We start from the raw sequence: 21,161 nt of genomic DNA, 5'->3' as shown, positions 1-21,161 counted from the left end.
CCTGAGGGGCATGCATGAAAGGGTTCTCGAAGCTGGCCTGGGGCGCGCTGGCGCTGCTGGCCGCGTTCTGTCTGGGTACCGTGGCGCTGCGGCGTGGCGAGCACATCAATGCGCTATGGATCGTGGTGGCGGCGGTGTCGATCTATCTGATCGCCTACCGCTTCTACAGCCTGTTCATCGCCGACAAGGTGATGCAGCTGGACGTGACCCGCGCCACGCCGGCGGTGGCCAACAACGACGGCCTGGACTACGTGCCCACCAACAAGCACGTGCTGTTCGGCCACCATTTCGCCGCGATCGCCGGCGCCGGGCCCCTGGTCGGCCCGGTGCTCGCCGCACAGATGGGCTACCTGCCCGGCCTGCTGTGGCTGGTGGTCGGCGTGGTGTTTGCCGGCGCGGTGCAGGACTTCGTGGTGCTGTTCCTGTCCAGCCGCCGCAACGGCCGCTCGCTGGGCGATCTGGTGCGCGAGGAAATGGGCCAGGTGCCCGGCACCATCGCCCTGTTCGGCGCCTTCCTGATCATGATCATCATCCTGGCGGTGCTGGCGATGGTGGTGGTCAAGGCGCTGGCCGAAAGCCCGTGGGGCATGTTCACCGTCATCGCCACGATGCCGATCGCGCTGATGATGGGCGTGTACATGCGCTACATCCGGGTCGGCAAGATCGGCGAGATTTCAGTGGTCGGCCTGATCCTGTTGCTGGGTGCGATCTGGCTGGGCGGCAAGGTCGCGGCAGATCCGAGCTGGGGCCCGGCATTCACCTTCACCGCCAAGCAGATCACCTGGATGCTGATCGGCTACGGCTTCGTCGCCTCGGTGTTGCCGGTGTGGCTGCTGCTGGCACCGCGCGATTACCTGTCCACCTTCCTCAAGATCGGCACGATCCTGGCACTGGCGATCGGCATTGTGGTGGTCATGCCGGACCTGAAGATGCCGGCACTGACCCAGTTCGCGTCCACCGGCGACGGCCCGGTGTGGAAAGGCGGCATCTTCCCGTTCCTGTTCATCACCATCGCCTGCGGTGCGGTCTCCGGCTTCCACGCGTTGATCGCCTCCGGCACCACGCCCAAGCTGCTCGCCAACGAAGGCCACATGCGCTACATCGGCTACGGCGGCATGCTGATGGAATCGTTCGTGGCGGTGATGGCGCTGGTGGCCGCATCGATCATCGAGCCGGGCATCTACTTCGCCATGAACAGCCCGGCCTCGCTGGTCGGCAGCGACACGGTGGCCGTTGCGGCCAAGGTGTCCGAGTGGGGCTTTGCGATCACGCCCGAGGTGCTGGAAGCCACGGCGCGCGACATCGGCGAGCACAGCATCCTGGCACGCGCCGGTGGTGCGCCCACCCTGGCGGTGGGCATCGCGCAGATCCTGCACCATCTGCTGCCGGGCGAAGACACCATGGCGTTCTGGTACCACTTCGCGATCCTGTTCGAAGCGCTGTTCATCCTGACCGCAGTGGATGCCGGCACACGTGCGGGCCGCTTCATGCTGCAGGACCTGCTGGGCAACTTCATCCCAGCACTGAAGAAGACCGAATCGTGGACCGCCAACATCATCGCCACGGCCGGCTGCGTGGCGCTGTGGGGCTATCTGCTCTACACCGGCGTGATCGATCCGTTCGGCGGCATCCAGACCCTGTGGCCGTTGTTCGGCATCTCCAACCAGATGCTGGCCGGGATCGCGCTGATGCTGGGCACGGTGGTGCTGTTCAAGATGAAGCGCGACCGCTACGCCTGGGTCACGCTGGTGCCGGCGTTGTGGCTGCTGATCTGCACCACGTATGCGGGGCTGATCAAGATCTTCGACAGCAACCCGGCGCAGGGCTTCCTGGCGCAGGCGCACAAGTACCAGGACGCCATCGCCGGCAACACCATCACCGCGCCGGCCAAGACGGTGGCGCAGATGCAGCAGATCGTCACCAATGCCTACGTCAACACCGGGCTGACGGTGCTGTTCCTGTTCGTGGTGGGATCGATCCTGGTCTACGCGGTCAGGACGATCGTGATTGCGCGCCGCAATCCGCAGCGCAGTGATCGCGAAACCCCGTACGTGGCCTTGCAGCCACACCAGATGGCGGACCTGTAATGGGCACCCAACTCGTTCTTGCCAGCCAGTACCAGGTGCATCGCCGCATCTGGCGGCGCCTGATACAGACCGCCCGCCTGTGCTGCGGCATTCCCGATTACGACAACTACGTGCGCCACATGCTGGAAAAACACCCCGACAAACCGGTGATGGACTACCCCACCTTCTTCCGCGAGCGCCAGGACGCGCGTTACGGCGGCAAGAGCGGGTTTCGCTGCTGCTGACCGGATGAGCGGGCAGGTGGCGAGTCGGAATGCAGCAGGGCGCGATGCGAATCGCGCCCTGCTGCGTTGATGGCTTGGGGTTGGCCGCAGGGAGTCCTCTCGCACTCATCAGCGCGGACACACCGCAAGCACGGGCGGCCGATGGATGGCCTTGCCGATGGATCAGTTGTAGGGCGGGTGATCTGCGGCCTGGCTGCAGGGCCCTTGCCCGCCCGCCGCTGCGGGACACGCCGCAAGGCAGGGCGGATGATGGACGGCCTTGCCGATGGACCAGTTGGAGGGCGGGGTGATCTGCGGCCTGGCCGCCCGGCCTTGCCCGCCCGCCGCTGCGGGACACGCAGCAAGGCCGGGCGGCCGATGGACGGCCTTGCGGATGGATCAGTTGTAGGGCGGGTGATCTGCGGCCTGGCTGCAGGGCCCTTGCCCGCCCACCATCGCGGGACACGCCGCAAGTACGTCCTTGTAGGCTCTGGCGCGGCATCCATGCCGCTCAAGGTCCCGCGACGGTGGGCGGGCAAGGACCAGTCAAGAGGGTCGGTGTGCGTGGTTGCGAGCGGGACATGACGTGCGTTGGTCGGATCAGGGGGCATCCGATCAGCTTTCAGGCGCACGCCGAGCAACAGCCAGACTTCAGTAGAGCAACCCAAGACTTCCCAGTGTCTTGAGGTAAGCCTGGCAACACGCAGGTTTGCAACCGACCACCGACCAAGCGTCTGGTGCGGTGTCCTCGCCGGTTGCGGGACCGTGTGGCGGCATGGATGCCGCCACCGAGCCTACATCGACGTACTTGCGGCGTGTCCCGCGAGCGGTGAGGACACCGCGCCCTCGACTCACCGAGCTGTTGACCTGGACTTTGACCTGAACGTTTGACTGCACTCAAACCACGCTACGGCTCGACAGCTCTGTTATCGCAAGTCGATTGCACGATCTGGCCGACTGCGGTTGAAGAACGAGCTGGCTGCCACTTCGCCGCCATCGACACCGCATTCAACATCTCTTGTCAGCAGTGCTCAGCCAGCGCGTTTTTGCGCGAGCCGCTCGAACAACGCCGGTAAATCGCGCATATCGTCGAACACCGCCAGCACGCCAAGCCGACGCAAGGTGTCGGCATGCCCCTGCGGGATATGGCTGGCCCCGGTAAAACCCAGCACCTGCATGCCGGCCGCCAATGCGGCAGTCGCACCGGTGGGGCTGTCTTCGATCACCAGGCAGCGCTCCGGCGCAACGCCCAGGGTGCGTGCAGCCAGTAGATAGACATCAGGCGCCGGCTTGGGACGCTCCACCATATCGGCAGCGAAGACATGCCCCGCCGCACGTGCGGTGAGCCCCACCCGTTCGACCGAGGCGATCACATTGTGGCGGCGGCTGTTGGAGGCCACCGCCAGCGGCAACGGTATCTGTTCCAATGCGTCGCGCACGCCGGCGATCGGCTGCACCTCGGCCTTGATCAAGGCTTCGCTACGCGCCTGGATCTGGGCCAGCAAGGTCTCCGGCAGCTGCACGGCGAAGTGTTCCTGCACGCGCAGCAATACCTCACGCGTGGTCTGCCCGAACGTTGTCCCTAGCAAATGCTCCAACGCCTCGGCCGGCACGAAGGCCGCCAGCGCCTCGCGCATCACCCGGTCGGCCAGTATCTCGCTGTCGACAAGCACGCCATCGCAGTCGCTGATCAGTAATTCGTAGACCATTGCACCCATCTGTTCGCAAAGCACCATTATGCCGGCCGCGTTGTGACCGTTGGCTGTTGTAGATTGCATCCGCGTGTAAAGCCCATCGTGGTGCATCGGCACCATGCAGACACCACCACGGCGAGCGGCCTCAACGGCCGACACCCAGGCGCCGGCGCGTGTCACGAAATCTTACCGCGCGTCGGTTGGGCAGCTGGTAGGATCGGCCCGGCTGCGGAAGGACACACCGCAGTGCCACCAGGAATGCGATCAGGAGAAGGAGATTTCGATGCAACCGCGATTCCCCACCCTGCTCGTTCTTGCGACCTCGTTCTTCGCGGTCTCATGCACCGCCTCGCCCGGTGCCAAGGAGCAAACCACCATGTCAGCTACGCTGCACGACCACACCGTCGCCTTCCGCGACCCCGGCCTGAGCGATATCGCCAACGCCATCGCGCGCGGTGACGTCGCCCGAATCGGCGCACTCGCACCGACAGTCGACCTCGCCGCACACGGCGATCAGAACGTCACCCTGCTCGAGTGGGCGATCTGGAATGAACAACCCCGCGCCCTGGCCGCATTGCTCGATGCAGGCGCAGACCCGTCGCTGCCGGGCATGGACCAGGAAACGGTCGTGCACATGGCCGCCATGGCGCAGGACGCGGAGTACCTGAAGATCCTGCTGCAGCACAAGGCGCCGATCGACGTGGTCAGCGCACGCGCAGGCTGGACACCGTTGTTCCGCGCCGTGCAGAGCAAGCGCGATGCGCAGATCGCGCTGTTGATCGATGCCGGCGCCGATCTGCAGCGCGTCGACAACACCGGCAACAGCGTGCTGCACCTGGCCGCCCAAAGCGGCGCGGCGAGTCCGGCAGTGCTGCAATTGCTCAAGGCCGGCGTGGATCCGACGTTGCGCAACGCACAACAGAAAACCTTCCAGGCGTATTTCTTCACCACCCCGGATCGCCTGCTCAATGCCGCCGGCCAGCAGGTCAGGGCGGACGTGCGCGCATGGTTGAGCGCCCACAACATTCCCGTGGAAAGCAGCCGCTAAGCGGGCTTTTCGCACGACGAACGCAAGGAGCCGCGCATGAGCCCGTCAGATTCCACTCACTCGTCCACCCCATTCGCAGAGTCGATGCGTGGACAGCAACCGCAGCCGGAAGACCGCCAGTTTCCGGCGGTGCTGCAAGACCTCTACGCCACTGCCTCGCAGCGACGCGAAGGCAGCGCTGAAACCTTCGCGCCCCTGCCCAATGGCTGGACGCGCATGGACGACGGCACGCTGCAACGGGCCGGCATCGACCCCGGCCTGCTGCACGATGCCAAGAGCGGTTTCGATGCCGCGTTCTACCGCAACGACCAGGGCCAGGTGGTGCTCGGCTTCTGCGGCACCGACGAAGGCAAGGACTGGAAGCACAACCTCGGCCAGGGCCTGGGCTTCGACGACGCGCAGTACGCGTCCGCGATCCAGCTCGGCAGCCAGGCCAAGCAGGCGTTCGGCGACCAGGTGGTGATCTCCGGACACTCGCTCGGTGGCGGTCTGGCGGCGGCATCGGCGATGGTCAACGACATCCCCGCCGTGACCTACAACGCCGCCGGCGTCAACGACCGCACGCTGGAACGCCAGGGCCTGGATGCCTCGGCGGCCAAGGACTACGCCAGCAGCGAGTTGATCCGCGGCTACCACGTCCGCAACGAGATCCTCACCCACCTGCAGGAAGACAGCATCCCGCTGAAATGGGCGATGCCCAATGCGGCCGGCCATCAGATCGAGCTGCCGGAACCGGACCCGTTGTCGTTCGGGCAACGCCTGGTGCCGGGCATGATGCTGAAGCACCGCCTGGACCTGCACGGCATGGACTCGGTGATGAGGGCGCAGGACATGCAATCGCCCGTGCAGGCGCAAGGTACCGGCAGCCAGTTGTTCAACGATGCGGTGGTGCGGCTGGACCGCCAGCGCGAGCGCCTGGGCCTGCGCGACGACACCGCGTTTCTCAATACCGCCGCCAGCGTGGCCGCACGTGCCAGCAGCGACGGTCTGCAGCGGATCGACCACCTGGTGCCCAACCGCGATGGCGACAGCCTGATTGCGGTGCAGGGCCGGATGGACGACCCGGCGCATCTGCGCAGCCACGTGCAGACCGCCTCGGCAGCCAGCGAGCCGGCGCACCGCAATGTCGATCAGTTGCAGCAGCACAACCAGCAGCAGTCGCAGCAGAGCACACAGCAGGAAGCGCAGCGCCGCGGTCTTCAGCAGTAATCGTGGTCGGGCACCGGCGCTGCCGGTGCCCGACTCGATGTAGTCGCCCCCTCCCCGGCGAAGGGTGGTCGCCTGGAGGCAGCGGGTGCATCCGGCACTGCGGCAGAGGCGTGGCAACGCCCGCGCGCGCCCGGCAACACGGTTCGACGGCGCGCCAGGCAGCGCCAGGTCCGGTCAGCCCGCGCCTGCCATCGCCCGCAGGGTGATGCCGACCAGATAGGCCAGATACGTGCCGGTGGCGTAGCCCATCGTGCCCAGCAGCACGCCGACCGGCGCCAAGGCCGGGTGGAACGCGGCGGCCACCACCGGCGCCGAGGCCGGTCCACCGATATTGGATTGCGAGCCGATCGCGAAATAAAAGAACGGCACCCGCAACAGGCGGCCCAGGCCCCATAGCAACCCGATATGCACCGCGATCCAGATCAGCCCGAGCAGGAACAGCCATGGCCGGTCCAGCAACGCCAGCAGATCCATCTGCATGCCGATACAGGCGATCAGGAAGTACAGCAGCAGCGAGCCGATCCTGGACGCGCCAGCGCCTTCCAGCGTCCGTGCGCGGCTGAAGCTCAGCAGCAAGCCGATGCTGGTCGCCAGCACCACCACCCAGACGAACGGCGTGTCCAGGCTGAACTGGCTGGACCAGCGCAGGTTAGCCTTGCACCAGGCGGCCAGCGGCGTGGCCAGCCCATGCGCCAGCCCGACCCCGCCGAACGCCACCGCCACGATCACCATCAGATCGGCCAGGCTGGGAATGCGTGCGTGTTCGGCCTGGAACTGCGCCATGCGCGCCTGCAGGGCATCCAGCGCGCGGGTATCGGCTCCGCTGCGCGCATCGATGCTGCGTGCGCGCCCGGCCAGGAAGATCAGCGCCGCCATCCACACATAACCGACGCCCACATCCACCACCGCAAACTGCCCGAACGTGGTGGCGTCCACGTTGAAGACCTCGCGCATCGCCAGCATGTTGGCCCCGCCGCCGATCCAGCTGCCCGCCAGCGCGGCCATGCCGGCCCAGGTATCGCCGGCCACCGTGGCCGGATGCAGCCAGCCCATCACCCAGAACGCCACCACTGCCCCGAGCATGATGCTCAGCGATGCGCCCAGGTACATGGCGACCAGCTTGGGCCCCAGCCCCAGGATGGCGCGCAGGTCGACGCTCAAGGTGAGCAGGACCAGCGCGGCCGGCAGCAGCACGTCGCGCGCGATCGGGTTGTACAGGCGGGTATTGGCACCGTCGATCAGGCCAACGGTGTTGTAGATGCCTGGCAGCAGGTAACACAGCAGCAGCGCCGGGACGACGGCGTAGAAGCGGCGCCACGGCCCCTGCTCGCGCGAGGAGGTCCAAAACACCGTGCCCAAGGTGGCGGCGATCAGGCCGAAGACGACGATATCGTTTTGGATCAAGGCAGAACCGGCAACGTTCACTGGGGCGACACTCTCGACTGGTAGCCGCCAACGTGCGGATCCCAGCAAGAATGGCCGATCGCCTGCATCCAGTCGACTGGCCATCCTCGCAACCACGGGGGGTGCCTACAAAGTGGCCGGATTTACGCAACCGCAGGTTGCCGGGTGCGCGCGATCGCCCCCGCCTGCCCGGGCGGACGGTCAGCGCCGCCTTTCCCTGCTTGCAGGGTGCCGGCCCGGTCAGCCGTAGCGACGCACCACGCGATCGCCTTCGGCGGTATGCAATACCACGCCGCTGGGCTGACCGGTGGTCAGGCAGTGCAGCTTGGCCATCAATTCGGCATTTTCCAGTGCGCCCTGCTCGCGCAGATAACGCAGCGGCGACCATTGCGGCCGGGTGACCCACCAACCGCCCTGTTCGGGATGAATACGGACAACATAGCGGGACTCGTCCATCAGGGCCTCCGGCCGGTAGATGCAGCGATCGAACGATTGAGGTGGGCAGCGCGGGGAGGCGCAGCGCACCGGCGCTGGGGGTGCCATGGTCCTGCCGGGGATGCCGGCGCGCCCTTACTCAAGGGGCCGCGGGAGAGTGGCCAGGGGCCCCGCGTCCGGCATAGCAAGAATGCTTCTTCGCTTATGCCAATACCGTCGGGCGGACACTGGCATGAAGGTAGGAAAATTCCTACGTGACACCGATCAGGGCGGGCGTTAGATTCGCGCTCGAGCGGCGAACCGACGTCGCAAGTGGCCGTCAACGGGCGCAGACGGCGCGAGGGAATTGGTCGCTCGTAGAAATGCCTCGGGGGAGGAGTCGCATGCATCTGCTCAGGAAGTTCGAGTTTCCGGTCAAGACCGCAATGGTGGTGGGCTATGTCCTGGTGATCAGGGAAGCGATCGTGCTGTGGTCCTGATGCAGCTCTGCCGCCAGGCTGCCGGATAGCGCGCAGCTGCACCCGTCACGGTGTCTCAATCCGCATCCACCCAGCCACGCTGTTGCGCTGCGACCAGATCGGCGGGCGTGTCCACGTCCAGCGCAAGCGCCGGGGCGCTGACGCAGCCTAAGGTCTGCACGTCCAGGCCGGCGAACAAGCCACGCAGGCCGCTGTCGCCCTGCAGCGGCACGTCGGCCCAGGCCGCGTGCGTGACCACTGCGGGAATGCCGCGCACACCGGCATACCCGCTGGTGGCGCACCCGGAGGCGGCACGGTCGGCCTCTTCGAGCAAGGCGCGCAGATGCGGCGCGTCCAGCGCAGGCTGATCGCACCCCAGGATCAGGCTGCGTCGCAGCGAGGTATCGTCCTGCACATGGTGGCGCAGCGCCGCCAGGCTGGAGCCCATGCCGGCGGCCCAGTCGGCGTGGCGCAACACCTCCACCTCCAGTCCCTGCAGGACATCGCTCAGCGCGTCCGCATCGGCGCCCAGCACCACCACGCAGCGGCGTGGCGCCGTCTGCAACGCGATGCGTGCAAAACGCCGCAACAACGGTTCACCGTCGCGCAGCAACAATTGTTTGGAACGCCCCAGCCGGCGTCCTGCACCTGCGGCGAGCAGCAGCGCGACGTGATCGCTGCTCATGCGTCAACTGCCATCGCACGGGGCGAACGATGGCACGATGCCGGCGGCATTGGACACCAGTCAAAACCGGCATCGCGCAAAGTCGCGGATAAAGGGCCGGCAATGACGGGCGACGGCAATCGAGCTGCGTCGCAAGCGACGTCGTCATCGTGATCACGTAGTTCGGTCATGGCGACGTGGCGTGGTTTTGGAGATGCGCCAGCGTAGAGATTCAACTGTGCGCGCGGAGTGACTAAATGCAGCGCAGTCTCCGGCTCGCGCTGGATGGCGCCGCCTGCACCCGACCAATGGCATGGCGGGTATTGCGTTGCCATGTCAGGCCGACGATTGGGGAGACAAGGCCACGGCAGCGCTGCGATAAACATCGCAGCGCGTAACAGTCAGCGCGGGATGAGGCAGTTAATCGCGGCCGCGAAAGGCATGCAGTAGAGACATACCCAAAGGGCCTACCAACCATCCGCTTTCCACGACGCCGCACCGCAGCAGAAAACCTCGGCTACGAGCAACCGACCAACGCGATGGCCCACCGCAGATCGAAATCAATGCAAATACGCGATTGCGCCTTGCTGCCCGCTCGCCTGACCGCAACAGCCTCAGCCGGCCAGCGCGGCGGCCTGCCCATCGGCCACCGCCTGGGTGGCTTCGGCAATGATGCCCAATGCAATCGTGTGCGGTGAGGAGTGCCCCATGCGCCAGCCCGCCGGCAGCCGCAATCTGGCCAGGGCGGCATCGTCATACCCGAGCGCACGTAGTGCCTGCAGGCGTGCCTCACGCTTCTGGCGACTGCCCAGGATGCCGATGCAGGCGACCCCGGAGGCAAGTCCACGACAGGCGACCTGCAGATCGCTGTCGCCGTCGTGCGCAAGGCTGTACAGCGCGGTGTCCGCATCCAGATGCAGATCCTGCAAGGCCTCGCCCAAGGCACGGCGATCGTAATGGTCAGCAGCCAGTCCGGGCGGCGGTTCGCCGGGACCATGCGGCCGCAGCACGCGCACCTCGATGCCCATCTGGCTGGCAAGTGAAACCAGCACCAGCAGCGCAGGGTCGGCACCGACCAGCACCAGCCGCAGCGGCGGGCGATGCGTGCGCAGGAATTCGTCGGGACGCAGATCCTGCGTGCTCACCGGGTAACGGACCGCACCGGTGGTCCGATCCAGCGCAACATGAAACGGGCGACGATGCTGGCGCGCATTGCGCCAGCGTGCCAGATGCTCGCCAAGATCCTGTACCGGCCAGACCAGCACGCCGATACGGCCACCGCAGCTGAGCTGGATATCCAACACCTGGCTGCCTTCGCCGTAGTCCAGCCAGCGCGGGGTGCCGTCACGCAAGGCGGCGATGGCTTCGTGCGCCACTGCCGCCTCCACGCACCCGCCCGAGACGTAGCCGGCCACCCGCCCATCGGCACTGATGGCCATCTCGCTGCCCAACGGGCGCGGCGAGGAGCCTTGCACGTCGATCAGCGTGGCGATGGCCACGCGCTGGCCCGCCCGATGCCAGGCGCTGAGCGTCGGCAGCAGGTCATCGTGCAACGCGTAGCTTGGCCATGCCGGCCACGCCGGCTCGGCAGGCACCGCATGCGTGACCGGGGCCACCATCGCACTCACGCGCGCAACAGCTCGGGCAGATGCGGAAGCAGCTTGTCCAGTGTCACCGGGTACTCGCGGACGCGCACACCGGTGGCGTTGTAGACCGCATTGGCGATTGCCGCGGCCACGCCGCAGATACCCAGCTCGCCGACACCCTTGGCCTTCATCGGCGACGACATCGGGTCGCTCTCCTCGAGAAAGATCACTTCCTGGTGCGGGATGTCTGCATGCACCGGCACTTCGTAACCGGCCAGATCGTGATTGACGAAAAAGCCCAGCCGCTTGTCGACCGCCAGCTCTTCCATCAGGGCCGCGCCCGCGCCCATCGTCATGCCGCCGATGACCTGGCTACGTGCAGACTTGGGATTGAGGATGCGTCCGGCCGCGCACACTGCGAGCATGCGACGGATGCGCACTTCGGCAGTGGCGATATCCACGCCGACTTCGACGAAGTGCGCGCCAAAGGTCGACAGCTGATGCGTCTTTGAAAGATCGCCGAACTCGATCTTGTCCTCCACCACCAAGGCACCATTGGCGGCCGCATCGCCCAGCGCGATGCGCCTGCCGCCGGCACGCACATGGCTGTCGGCAAATTCGGCCTTGGCCGGGTCCAGCCCCAGCTGCTTGGCGACGGCCTCGCGCAGCTTCACCGCTGCGGCGTACACACCGGCGGTGGAGCTGTTCGCACCCCACTGCCCACCGGAACCGGCCGAGGCAGGAAAACTGGAATCGCCCAGCCGCACATCCACCCAGTCCAGCGGCACGCCCATCATTTCTGCGGCAGTCTGCGCAATGATGGTGTAGGAGCCGGTGCCGATATCGGTCATGTCGGTTTCCACCACCACGCGACCGCCTTGCTCCAGGCGCATGCGAGCGCCGGAGGTCATCACCGGCGCATTGCGGAACGCTGCCGCCACGCCCATGCCGACCAACCAGCGCCCATCACGGTTGCTGGCCGGCTTGGCCTTGCGCTTGGACCAGTCGAAACGCTTTGCGCCATCTTCCAGGCACTTGACCAACTGACGCTGCGAGAACGGGCGCTGCGGGTTTTCCGGATCCACCTGGGTATCGTTGACGACCCGGAACTTGACCGGATCCATGTCCAGCTTCTCGGCCATTTCGTCCATGGCCACTTCCAGCGCCATCAATCCCGGCGCTTCGCCAGGCGCACGCATCGCATTGCCTTCGGGCAGATCGAGCACGGCCAGGCGTGTGGCAACCAGGCGGTTGGCACCGGCGTACAGCAACTGCGTCTGCGCGGCCGCAATCTCGGGCCCGCCCTCGGGCAGGTCGCCGGACCAGCTCTCATGCGCAATCGCGGTGATCTTGCCGTCGCGCTGTGCGCCGATACGGATGCGCTGCACGGTAGCCGGCCGATGCGTGGTGTTGTTGAAGATCAGCGGCCGCGGCAACATCACCTTGACCGGGCGTCCGACCTGGCGCGCGGCCAGCGAGGCCAGCACCGCATCGGCACGCAGGAAGAGCTTGCCGCCGAAGCCGCCACCGATATACGGCGACATCAGACGCACATTTTCGCGCGGGATACCGAGCGTCCTGGCCAGATCGTCCGTGCCCCAGTCGATCATCTGATTGGATGTCCACACGCTCAGCTTGGCGCCTTCCCACACGGCGATCGATGCGTGCGGCTCCATCATCGCGTGCGAATGGTCGGGCGTGGTGTATTCGGCATCCAGTTGCACCGGGGCTGCCGCGAAGGCGCTCTCGAAATTGCCGACTGCGCTGTTCGGCGCCCCGTCCTCCTTGGTGACCTTGGCGCCATCGCGGGCCTTTTCCAGATCGTAGGCACCGACATGGCGGCCGTAGTCGACCTTGATCAGCTGGCCCGCGGCGCGTGCCTGCTCAAAGGTCTCGGCCACCACCACCGCAATGGCCTGGTGGTAATGCTGGATCTCCGGGCCGCCCAGCAACTTGGCGGTGTTGTGTTTGCCTTTCTGCAGCTTGCCTGCATTCTGCGCGGTGACGATGCCGAGCACGCCCGGCGCATTGCGTGCAGCGCTCAGATCGATGCTGCGGATGCTGCCCTTGGAGATGCCGGCGCCGACGACATGACCGTAGGCGGCACGTCCAGGCAGGTCGTGATGCTCGTACGCATACGGCGCCTGCCCGGTGGTCTTGAGCGGACCGTCGATACGATCGACCGACTTGCCGACGACCTTGAGCTGGTCGATGGGGTTGGTACTGGCGGGAGTGTCGAATTTCATATCAGGCCCTCGTGTCGGCCAGGATCGCGGTCAAGGTGCGCTCAACCAGCGGCAGCTTGAAGGCATTGTGTTCGGTGGGTTGTGCGCCATCGAGCAGCACGGAGGCAATCGCACGCGCGCCCTGGCGCGACTGCGCTTCGGCCGCCTCGCTGCGCCATGGCTTGTGGGCGACACCGCCGACGCCGACACGCACGCAGCCATCGCGTTGCACGACCGCCGCAACCGACACCAGGGCAAATGCATACGAGGCGCGGTCGCGCACCTTGCGGTAGACATGCGTGCCGCCGAGCGGCTTGGGCAGGCTTACCGCGGTGATCAGTTCGCCGCGTTCCAGGACGGTTTCCAGGTGCGGCGTCTTGCCGGGCGCACGATAAAACTCGGACAGCGGCACCGCACGCGTCTGTCCATCCGGACGCACGGTCTCGACAACCGCATCGAGGACGCGCATCGCAATGGCCATATCGCTGGGATGGGTGGCGATGCATTCTTCGCTCACGCCGATCACCGCCAACTGCCGGTTGAAGCCGCCGATGGCCGCGCACCCGCTGCCCGGCAGGCGCTTGTTGCACGGCTGATTGGTGTCGTAGAAATACGGGCAACGCGTACGTTGCAACAGGTTGCCCGCCGTGGTGGCGCGGTTGCGCAACTGCCCCGAGGCACCTGCAAGCAACGCGCGCGACAGCACGGCGTAATCGCGACGCACGCGGTCATCCGCTGCCAGCTCGGTATTGCGCACCAGCGCACCGATGCGCAGGCCGCCGTCCGGCGTTTCCTCGATGGTGTCCAGGCTCAGCCCGTTGACGTCGATCAGGTGCGAGGGCGTTTCGATCTGCAGCTTCATCAGATCGAGAAGGTTGGTGCCGCCTGCGATGAATTTGGCACCCGGCTGACGCGCCGCCTTGGCTGCTGCGTCGGCGGGCGAGGTCGCGCGCTCGTAGCTAAATGCCTTCATGCGCGCTCTCCGGCAACTTCGTTGATCGCATCGACGATGTTGGAATACGCGCCGCAGCGGCAGATGTTGCCACTCATCCGTTCCTGCAATTCCGGCGTGGTGAGCCGGGTCCTGCTGGTGAGATCTTCGGTGACGTGACTGGGAATGCCGCGCTTGACCTCGTCCAGCACCGCCACTGCCGAACAGATCTGCCCGGGCGTGCAATAGCCGCACTGGTATCCATCGTGCTTGACGAAGGCCGCCTGCATCGGATGCAGCTTGTCCGGCGTGCCAAGGCCTTCGATGGTGGTGATTTTGCCGCCCTGGTGCATCACCGCCAGCGACAGGCAGGAATTCATCCGCTGCCCATCGACGATCACGGTGCAGGCACCGCACTGGCCGTGGTCGCAGCCTTTCTTGGTGCCGGTCAGCTGCAGGTGTTCGCGCAGGGCATCCAGCAAGGTGGTGCGATTGTCCAGGGTCAGCGTCACTGGCTTGCCGTTGACTTCGAACGCAACCTGGCTCGATGCATTGGCAGGCTCGACTGCCTGCCGCCGCGACATCGCAGTGGCGGCAGTTGCAGCCATCGATTGGGTTGCGGCAACGCTGGCTGCCGACGCCGTGCCAGCGATCAATACCTCGCGGCGGGTCATCTTGATATCTTTCATGGCTGGCATCTCCAACAATGCTGGCTTATACAGTTCTTAAACAATGTGCAGCGCGGCCGGTCACAAGCGCGTGAGCATGCAGTGCGTGTGTGCGGGTGTGAATCGGCGGTATGCCTTGATTCTAGAGGCGCTGCAGGCAGGTATTGGCGGCATGGACGGCATGTGCCTATGAAACGCGCTCTTCATTGTTGGCATGCGGTGCGCGCCGGCCTGCGCATCGATCGAGGCGCACCGGCAGCGCGTGTGTGTGTGGACAGCGCGTCGCAGCGCTTGCGGTGATGCAAGATGTTTTCTCGACATGCTGGAAGGGATGCCCGCATCGCTGCCAGCTGCGTGGGCGACGACGATCAGAGCCTCTACGCGACGCGCGCTCGCTCATTTCTCCGCTTCACCATGAGCGTCTGGCGCAGCCGGGCGCACTGTATAGAGAACATCCAGGTAGAGAACATCCGGATACGAACGATCAACTGCAGCGGCTACCCGTGCGTCGCGCGCAGTTGCCAGACGCGCGTGGACAGCGTGCAGGTCCTGGCGTCTCGGCGTCGTACATGCCGACTCGGCGCAGCGGCCGCACCCGCCCGGTGGCAAGCGCGGCAGTCTGCAACCGCTCCTAGAATTCCAGCACGATCTTGCCCAGATGGCCGCCTGCCTGCTGCAGCGCGAAGGCGTCGGCGATATCGTCGAGCGCGAAGGCGCGATCGATCACCGGCCGCAGCGGCAAGGCATCCAGTGCACGCACCAGCTGCTGTTGATGCGTGCGACTGCCGACCACCAGCCCCTGCAGGCGCTGCTGCCGGCCCATCATTTCCGCGGTCGGCACCGGGCCTGCGGCACCGGTCAACACGCCGATCAAGGCGATATGCCCGCCGACCCGTGCAGCGCGGATCGATTGCGCCAACGTGCCCGGCCCACCGACCTCGACCACGTGATCCACGCCACGGCCGTTGGTGATCTCCCGCACCTGCGCCGACCACTCGGCATGCTGCCGATAATTGATGACATGGTCTGCGCCCAGCGCGCGCGCCTTGGCCAGTTTCTCGTCGGACGACGATGTCGCGATGACGCTGGCACCCATCGCCTTGGCGAACTGCAATGCAAAGATCGACACACCGCCGGTGCCGAGCACCAGCACGCTGTCGCCGGCCTTGAGTCCGCCGTTGACCACCAGAGCGCGCCATGCGGTAACGCCGGCCGTGGTCAGGGTCGCCGCTTCGGCATGGCTGTAGCCGGCCGGGGCATGCGTGAACGCATGGGCGGCGGCCACCACCGCAGAGCGTGCATAGCCATCGACGCCATCGCCGGGCGTGGTGGCAAAGCCGGCATGCAGCGGCTCGCCATCCAGCCACTCGGGGAAGAAGGTGGACACCACATGATCGCCAACGGCGAACTCATCCACCTCCGGCCCGACGGCCTCGACCACACCGGCGCCGTCGGACATGGGGATGCGGCCATCAGCGGTCGGTGCCTGCCCCGACACCACGCCGAGGTCGTGAAAATTCAGCGAGCTTGCGTGCAGCCGCACTCTGATCTGACCGCGTGCCGGCTGCCCGGGGTCTGGCAGCGTAACGGTATGTAATGCGTTCAAACCTGCAGGATGAGCTAAACGAATGGCGCGCATACGGCACTCCCTGTTGTGATCGGCGTTCGGGATAACACGCCGGGCGTTAGCCGCATGCAGTCGAGCTGGCTTTTGGCGCTGCTGTCGGCTGCCGTGTTTCGTCGCATCGTCGAGCACGGTGACAACAGCAGGCTGGACCACGGCGCGGCAGCATGCCAGGTGAGCGCTCCCGCAGCGCATGAGGCATCAATCACAGATCTTGCATTGCACGACGCGGTGCAAGCGATTCCACGCGGCGCCAACGGCTAGGCTGGCATGGCAATTGCAACTTCCTGCTGTCCAGACAGGTACCTTCCGTGACATCGACCAGCAAGCGACGGCGGCAACGTGCACAACGCATCGCGTTGCACTTTGTGCTGAGCATTTCGTGCCTGCTGCTGCTTGGTTCGGAGTACTGGTCCATCCATGACGAGCGCACCAGCGCGCTGCATGCCGCCGAAGCGCAATCGTTGAATCTCGCCAATTCGCTGGCGCAGCATGCCAGCGACACCATGACCATCGCCGATGCCGTGCTGTCCGGGTTGGTGTCGCGGGTGGAGCATGATCAGGGCTCGGCCAGTGCGCGACTGGTCATGCATGACTTTCTGGTACATGAGGCGCGTCGCTCGGACCGGTTGCACGGCATCTTCATCTATGCGGCCGATGGCACCTGGATGAGTTCGTCACTGAGCAGCACGCCCAGGACACACAACAACGCCGATCGTGCCTATTTCAAATATCACCGCGACCATCGCGACGCCCTGTCGCTGGTCGGGCCACCGGTCCAGAGCCGCTCCGATGGTAGCTGGGTGCTCACGTTGAGCCGGCGCCTCAACACGCCCGGCGGCGAATTTGCAGGCGTTGTCCTGGTCACGCTGCAACTGAAGTATTTCCAGAACTACTACAGCAGCTTCGAGGTCGGCCCGAATGGCACCATCGGCATGACCAACGACGATGGCATCGTGCTGGTGCGCCGGCCCGACAAACCGGGCGTGATTGGCACCTCGATCGCCGGCACCTCGATCTACGTCACCATGCGCGCACGCAGGCACGGCACTGCGACCTATCGTTCGCCGATCGACGGCGTGGAGCGTATTTCCAGTTTCGCGCCGGCGCAGGCGTATCCACTGACCGTCTTGACCGGCGTCTCGGTCGATGACGCATTGGCCAATTGGCGCCAATCCGCGCGCCAGCGGATCATGATCGCCACCTTGGGATGCGTGCTGCTGCTGGGCGTGGGCATCTGGCTGGATCTGCAATTGCGCCGCATGCACCGCAACGAGGAAAAACTCAGCTCCGAAGCCTGGATAGATGCGCTCACCGGCATTGCCAACCGGCGTGCATTCGATCACCGGCTCTCGCGCGCCTTGCAGCAGGCGGTGCATCGACAAGCGCCATTGTCGGTGCTGATGATCGATGTCGATCATTTCAAGCTCTACAACGACACGTACGGCCATGTGAATGGCGACGCCTGCCTGCGCCTGATCGCGGGCGCAATCGCCGGCTGCTCACGGCGCAGCGAAGACATTGCCGCGCGTTACGGCGGCGAAGAGTTCGGCATGATCCTGCCGCAGACAGATGCTGCCGGCGCGTTGCGACTGGCCGATGCCATCCGCAGCGCCGTCGCCGCGCTCGGCCTGATGCACATGTCCAGCCCGACCAGCGCGCACGTCACCGTCAGCGTCGGCGCAGCGACGTTCGAACCGGGCGAAGTGCCACTCAGCCCGGATGCCTTCGTGCATGACGCCGATTCGGCGCTGTATCGCGCCAAGCAGAATGGGCGGAATCGCACATCGGCCTAGTGCAGCGGACAACACCACTGCGCGCTACGCCGGATGGGCGCGTCTCGGAATCGGCAGGTGCCAGGCGCACATACCCGTGCTGCGCGGCGCTCGCACCCGCCTGGCGATTGCTTGCGAGGGGGAGTCATCCATGCCTGGTCGAGACTGGTCAGCGGCGCCGTCGTACCGGCCAGGTCAGCCTGCGCGTGCAGCCGCTTTGGAACCACCGGCGTGCAGCGATGCCGCCAATGGCCAGCACGCAGAAGGCCCGCACAATGCGGGCCTTCCGGAATGACAAACAGGCTGGCTGCCGATCAGAACGGGATATCGTCGTCGGCAAAATCGTCCATCGGTGGTGCCGACTGCTGCTGGGCCGGCTGCTGACGACGCGGGGCATAGTCCTGACCGCCGCCCTGACCACCGCCGCCTTGCTGCTGGCGCGGCGCCTGGCTGCGCTGCGGACGATCGCCGCCCATGCCACCGCCACCGCCTTCGCCACGGCCGCCAAGCATCTGCATCTCGTTGGCGACGATGTCGGTGCTGTACTTCTCCACGCCGTCCTGGCCGGTGTACTTGTCGTAGCGCAGCTCGCCTTCGACGTACACCTGCGAACCCTTGCGCAGGTACTCGCCGGCGATCTCGCCCAGCTTGCCGAAGAACACCACGCGGTGCCACTCGGTGCGCTCCTGGTTGTTGCCCTCGCGGTCCTTGCGCATGCTGGTGGTGGCCAGACTCACGCGCGTGATTGCCATGCCGGCCTGGGTGTACTTGGTGTCGGGATCGTTGCCGAGATTGCCGACGAGGATGACTTTGTTGATGCCGCGGGCCATAGATGCTTCCGAGATGGTGCGCCGGCGCCGATGGGGCGCGGCGGTGAATGTCTTGGTGCCAATGTTACCGCACCTGCCCTGCCCCGGTGCCTGTAGGTCCCCGCAGCGCCGGGCCGGGGAATGCCGCGCCGGCAGGTCGGAATCCGGGCACTCCCGAACCTGCCCGGCGCTGACGCCGCAAGGGTTTGCGGCTGCCGTGAGGACCTCCGGACACGGCCGACGGGACGGATCTGGCCCAGACACCTATAATCGGCGCACATCACGAACGCCTGCGCATGACCATCGCCGAAGACCTCCCCACCATCCTGGGCCTGCCCCAGATCCAGTCCCTCGCCGCGCCCGACATGGCCGCGGTCGACGCGCTGATCCGCCGCCGCCTGGCCTCGGACGTCGTGCTGATCAACCAGATCGCCGATCACATCATCTCCGCCGGCGGCAAGCGCCTGCGTCCGATGCTGGTGATGCTGGCCGGTCACGCCGCTGGCGGCTCCGGCCCGGAGCACCACCAGCTGGCGGCGATCATCGAGTTCATCCACACCTCCACCTTGTTGCATGACGACGTGGTGGACGAGTCGGACCTGCGCCGCGGGCGCAGCACCGCCAATGCGCTGTGGGGCAATGCACCCAGCGTGCTGGTCGGCGACTTCCTGTATTCGCGCAGCTTTCAGTTGATGGTGGAGCTGGATCGCATGGAAGTCATGCAGATCCTGGCCGATACCACCAACCGCATTGCCGAGGGCGAGGTGCTGCAGCTGCTGCACGTGCACAACCCCGACACCGACGAAGCCGCCTACCTGCGCGTGATCGAGCGCAAGACTGCGGTGCTGTTCGCCGCCGGCACCCGCCTGGGCGCCCTGGCCTCGGGCGCGGACGCGCAGGTGCAGCAGCGCCTGTACGACTACGGCATGCAGTTGGGCTTTGCCTTCCAGATTGCCGATGACGTACTCGACTACGCTGCCGACGCAGCCGACCTGGGCAAGAACCTGGGCGACGACCTGGCCGAAGGCAAGGCGACCCTGCCGCTGATCCACGCCATGGCGCACTCGGATGCGGGCACCCGGGAGCGGCTGCGCCAGATCGTCGAGCAAGGCGATGCAACCGCGATGCCGGAAGTGTTGGCCGCTATCCACGCCACCGGCGGACTGGACTACAGCCGCCAGCGCGCCGCCGAATACGCAGCCGCCGCCGAACAGGCGCTGGACACCCTGCCCGCCAGCCCGGCGGTTGCCGCATTGCGCGGCCTGGCTCGCTACGCGGTGCAACGCACGCACTGATCCGGGGCTGGACGCCCCGGACGGAAGTGGGCATTTGGGATTGGGGATTCGCAAAATCGGCTGCTTGTGCTTTCACGACTCCCGGCATGCGATGGCGCAACGACGCTCAGCCCAAAGCCCTGAGCACTAGCTCACAGGAAGATTCGAAGAACGGGACCACGCTGTTGCGAATCCCGAATCTCGAATCTCGAATCACCACTCCCTGCTATCGACCAAACCGCTCATCGAAGAAGTCGCCCAGCATGCGGTATGCGCGCGTCGCCGCACGCGGGTTGTACAGGCAGCTCGGCGGGCTGTTGGCATCGGCTTCGGCAAAGCAATGCACGGCCCCACTGAAGTTGACGAACTGCCAGTCCGCGCCGGCCGCAGTCATCTCGGTTTCGAACGCGGCGATGTCCGCCTTGGTCACGCTCTTGTCGTCGGCGCCGTTGAGCACCAGCAGCGGTGTCCTGGCCGAACCGGCGGCCGCCGGGCTGGGTGTGGCGATACCGCCGTGCAGGCTGACCACACCGGCCAGCTGGGCGCCCGCGCGCACCAGTTCCAGCACCGTGGTGCCGCCGAAGCAGAACCCCACCGCGCCGATGCGCGATGCATCCAGCGGTGCCTTGCCGGCCTGCGCCTTGAGCACCTCCACTGCTTTCAGCGCGCGGGCGCGCAGCGTCTGCGGGTCCTTCTTCAGCGCACCGGCAAACTGCCCGGCCTCGCTGTCGTTGGCAGGACGCCGGCCCTTGCCGTAGACGTCGGCAACCAGCACCACGTAGTCGTCGCCGGCCAGTTGCCTGGCCTTGGTGACTGCCGAATCGTTGACCCCGCGCCAGTTCGGCACCATCACCAGGCCTGGGCGCCTGGCGGCACCGGCATCGTCGTAGACCAGCACGCCGCTGAAGGTGTCCTTGCCGATCGTCCATTCCAGCGGCTTGGCCTGCATCGCAGCGGCGGCGGGCAACGCCAGCGACGCCAGGACACCGAACACCCCAACGCCACGCCATCTCCATTGCTTGTGCATGTGCCTGCTCCCGGGAAGGTCCGGCGAGTGTAGGCGCTGT

General features: G+C 66.1%; 17 protein-coding genes. 6 read left to right on the top strand and 11 right to left on the bottom strand.

The features are described 5' to 3' along the window. Positions 1-14 precede the first annotated feature (14 nt). Both EO170_RS06660 and EO170_RS06655 read left to right on the top strand, forming a co-directional pair. Positions 15-2,087, top strand: coding sequence for a carbon starvation CstA family protein (locus EO170_RS06660; RefSeq protein ID WP_104648104.1), 2,073 nt, complete (start codon positions 15-17; stop codon positions 2,085-2,087). Then, positions 2,087-2,311, top strand: a complete 225-nt coding sequence (locus EO170_RS06655) for a CstA-like transporter-associated (seleno)protein (RefSeq protein WP_016904074.1) — start codon at positions 2,087-2,089, stop codon at positions 2,309-2,311. The genes EO170_RS06660 and EO170_RS06655 overlap by 1 nt, the downstream gene beginning before the upstream one ends. Positions 2,312-3,321: 1,010 nt before the next feature. Here the strand turns inward: EO170_RS06655 and EO170_RS06645 are convergent. Further along, positions 3,322-4,026 carry an HAD family hydrolase gene (locus EO170_RS06645; protein WP_164740940.1) on the bottom strand — a complete coding sequence of 235 codons (705 nt, stop codon included), beginning with the start codon at positions 4,024-4,026 and terminating at the stop codon, positions 3,322-3,324. A 241-nt stretch (positions 4,027-4,267) separates the two neighbouring features. Between EO170_RS06645 and EO170_RS06640 the strand changes: the two genes are divergently transcribed. Both EO170_RS06640 and EO170_RS06635 read left to right on the top strand, forming a co-directional pair. Beyond that, complete coding sequence (locus tag EO170_RS06640) at positions 4,268-5,032, top strand: ankyrin repeat domain-containing protein (RefSeq protein ID WP_164740939.1); 765 nt, start codon at positions 4,268-4,270, stop codon at positions 5,030-5,032. A 36-nt stretch (positions 5,033-5,068) separates the two neighbouring features. Further along, positions 5,069-6,241 carry an XVIPCD domain-containing protein gene (locus EO170_RS06635; protein ID WP_126943500.1) on the top strand — a complete coding sequence of 391 codons (1,173 nt, stop codon included), beginning with the start codon at positions 5,069-5,071 and terminating at the stop codon, positions 6,239-6,241. 174 nt (positions 6,242-6,415) lie between these two features. Here the strand turns inward: EO170_RS06635 and EO170_RS06630 are convergent, their stop codons facing one another. From EO170_RS06630 to EO170_RS06595, 8 genes are all read right to left on the bottom strand, one after another. Beyond that, positions 6,416-7,666 (bottom strand): DUF819 family protein, encoded by a 1,251-nt coding sequence (locus EO170_RS06630; protein WP_126943497.1) that lies wholly within the window; start codon positions 7,664-7,666, stop codon positions 6,416-6,418. Positions 7,667-7,885: 219 nt separating this feature from the next. Continuing rightward, a complete protein-coding gene (locus EO170_RS06625; protein ID WP_104583112.1) occupies positions 7,886-8,101 on the bottom strand; it encodes a hypothetical protein in 216 nt (71 codons plus the stop codon). Between the two features lie 513 nt (positions 8,102-8,614). After that, on the bottom strand, positions 8,615-9,223 hold the full coding sequence (locus tag EO170_RS06620; RefSeq protein ID WP_126943494.1) for a nucleotidyltransferase family protein: 609 nt from the start codon (positions 9,221-9,223) through the stop codon (positions 8,615-8,617). 593 nt (positions 9,224-9,816) lie between these two features. Beyond that, complete coding sequence (locus EO170_RS06615; protein WP_164740938.1) at positions 9,817-10,830, bottom strand: XdhC family protein; 1,014 nt, start codon at positions 10,828-10,830, stop codon at positions 9,817-9,819. Then, entirely contained in the window at positions 10,827-13,034 is a 2,208-nt protein-coding gene (paoC, locus tag EO170_RS06610; protein WP_126943491.1) for an aldehyde oxidoreductase molybdenum-binding subunit PaoC, read from the bottom strand. The genes EO170_RS06615 and paoC overlap by 4 nt, the downstream gene beginning before the upstream one ends. Before the next feature lies 1 nt (position 13,035). Continuing rightward, positions 13,036-13,986 carry a xanthine dehydrogenase family protein subunit M gene (locus tag EO170_RS06605; protein ID WP_126943488.1) on the bottom strand — a complete coding sequence of 317 codons (951 nt, stop codon included), beginning with the start codon at positions 13,984-13,986 and terminating at the stop codon, positions 13,036-13,038. Beyond that, positions 13,983-14,642, bottom strand: a complete 660-nt coding sequence (gene paoA, locus EO170_RS06600) for an aldehyde dehydrogenase iron-sulfur subunit PaoA (RefSeq protein ID WP_277601081.1) — start codon at positions 14,640-14,642, stop codon at positions 13,983-13,985. The genes EO170_RS06605 and paoA overlap by 4 nt, the downstream gene beginning before the upstream one ends. Positions 14,643-15,243: 601 nt before the next feature. Then, a complete protein-coding gene (locus EO170_RS06595; RefSeq protein ID WP_126943483.1) occupies positions 15,244-16,251 on the bottom strand; it encodes an NAD(P)-dependent alcohol dehydrogenase in 1,008 nt (335 codons plus the stop codon). Positions 16,252-16,547: 296 nt separating this feature from the next. Between EO170_RS06595 and EO170_RS06590 the strand changes: the two genes are divergently transcribed. Then, positions 16,548-18,032: a sensor domain-containing diguanylate cyclase gene (locus EO170_RS06590; RefSeq protein WP_104583105.1), complete on the top strand. Its 1,485-nt coding sequence runs from the start codon at positions 16,548-16,550 to the stop codon at positions 18,030-18,032. 293 nt (positions 18,033-18,325) lie between these two features. Here EO170_RS06590 and EO170_RS06585 read toward each other — a convergent pair whose 3' ends face one another. Next, positions 18,326-18,841, bottom strand: a complete 516-nt coding sequence (locus tag EO170_RS06585; protein WP_104648114.1) for a single-stranded DNA-binding protein — start codon at positions 18,839-18,841, stop codon at positions 18,326-18,328. Positions 18,842-19,116: 275 nt separating this feature from the next. Here EO170_RS06585 and EO170_RS06580 point away from each other — a divergent pair, with 275 nt between their 5' ends. Beyond that, positions 19,117-20,115, top strand: a complete 999-nt coding sequence (locus tag EO170_RS06580) for a polyprenyl synthetase family protein (protein WP_126943480.1) — start codon at positions 19,117-19,119, stop codon at positions 20,113-20,115. A gap of 205 nt (positions 20,116-20,320) precedes the next feature. On the opposite strand, the gene EO170_RS06575 is transcribed toward EO170_RS06580, so the two are convergent. After that, positions 20,321-21,121: a dienelactone hydrolase family protein gene (locus EO170_RS06575; RefSeq protein ID WP_164740936.1), complete on the bottom strand. Its 801-nt coding sequence runs from the start codon at positions 21,119-21,121 to the stop codon at positions 20,321-20,323. Between the last annotated feature and the right edge of the window lie 40 nt (positions 21,122-21,161).

This window comes from Xanthomonas sp. BRIP62409 (assembly GCF_003992965.1).
Classification (GTDB): Bacteria; Pseudomonadota; Gammaproteobacteria; order Xanthomonadales; family Xanthomonadaceae; genus Xanthomonas; species Xanthomonas euroxanthea.
This window is presented reverse-complemented; position numbering and strand designations above follow the sequence as displayed.

Excerpts from the sequence above, each read along its gene's own strand:
- EO170_RS06645 (WP_164740940.1), bottom strand. The coding sequence starts at position 4,026 with ATGGTGCTTTGCGAACAGATGGGTGCAATGGTCTACGAATTACTGATC.
- EO170_RS06585 (WP_104648114.1), bottom strand. The coding sequence starts at position 18,841 with ATGGCCCGCGGCATCAACAAAGTCATCCTCGTCGGCAATCTCGGCAAC.
- EO170_RS06635 (WP_126943500.1), top strand. The coding sequence starts at position 5,069 with ATGAGCCCGTCAGATTCCACTCACTCGTCCACCCCATTCGCAGAGTCG.
- EO170_RS06605 (WP_126943488.1), bottom strand. The coding sequence starts at position 13,986 with ATGAAGGCATTTAGCTACGAGCGCGCGACCTCGCCCGCCGACGCAGCA.
- EO170_RS06620 (WP_126943494.1), bottom strand. The coding sequence starts at position 9,223 with ATGAGCAGCGATCACGTCGCGCTGCTGCTCGCCGCAGGTGCAGGACGC.
- EO170_RS06575 (WP_164740936.1), bottom strand. The coding sequence starts at position 21,121 with ATGCACAAGCAATGGAGATGGCGTGGCGTTGGGGTGTTCGGTGTCCTG.
- EO170_RS06580 (WP_126943480.1), top strand. The coding sequence starts at position 19,117 with ATGACCATCGCCGAAGACCTCCCCACCATCCTGGGCCTGCCCCAGATC.
- EO170_RS06660 (WP_104648104.1), top strand. The coding sequence starts at position 15 with ATGAAAGGGTTCTCGAAGCTGGCCTGGGGCGCGCTGGCGCTGCTGGCC.
- EO170_RS06640 (WP_164740939.1), top strand. The coding sequence starts at position 4,268 with ATGCAACCGCGATTCCCCACCCTGCTCGTTCTTGCGACCTCGTTCTTC.
- paoC (WP_126943491.1), bottom strand. The coding sequence starts at position 13,034 with ATGAAATTCGACACTCCCGCCAGTACCAACCCCATCGACCAGCTCAAG.
- paoA (WP_277601081.1), bottom strand. The coding sequence starts at position 14,642 with ATGCCAGCCATGAAAGATATCAAGATGACCCGCCGCGAGGTATTGATC.
- EO170_RS06655 (WP_016904074.1), top strand. The coding sequence starts at position 2,087 with ATGGGCACCCAACTCGTTCTTGCCAGCCAGTACCAGGTGCATCGCCGC.
- EO170_RS06595 (WP_126943483.1), bottom strand. The coding sequence starts at position 16,251 with ATGCGCGCCATTCGTTTAGCTCATCCTGCAGGTTTGAACGCATTACAT.
- EO170_RS06625 (WP_104583112.1), bottom strand. The coding sequence starts at position 8,101 with ATGGACGAGTCCCGCTATGTTGTCCGTATTCATCCCGAACAGGGCGGT.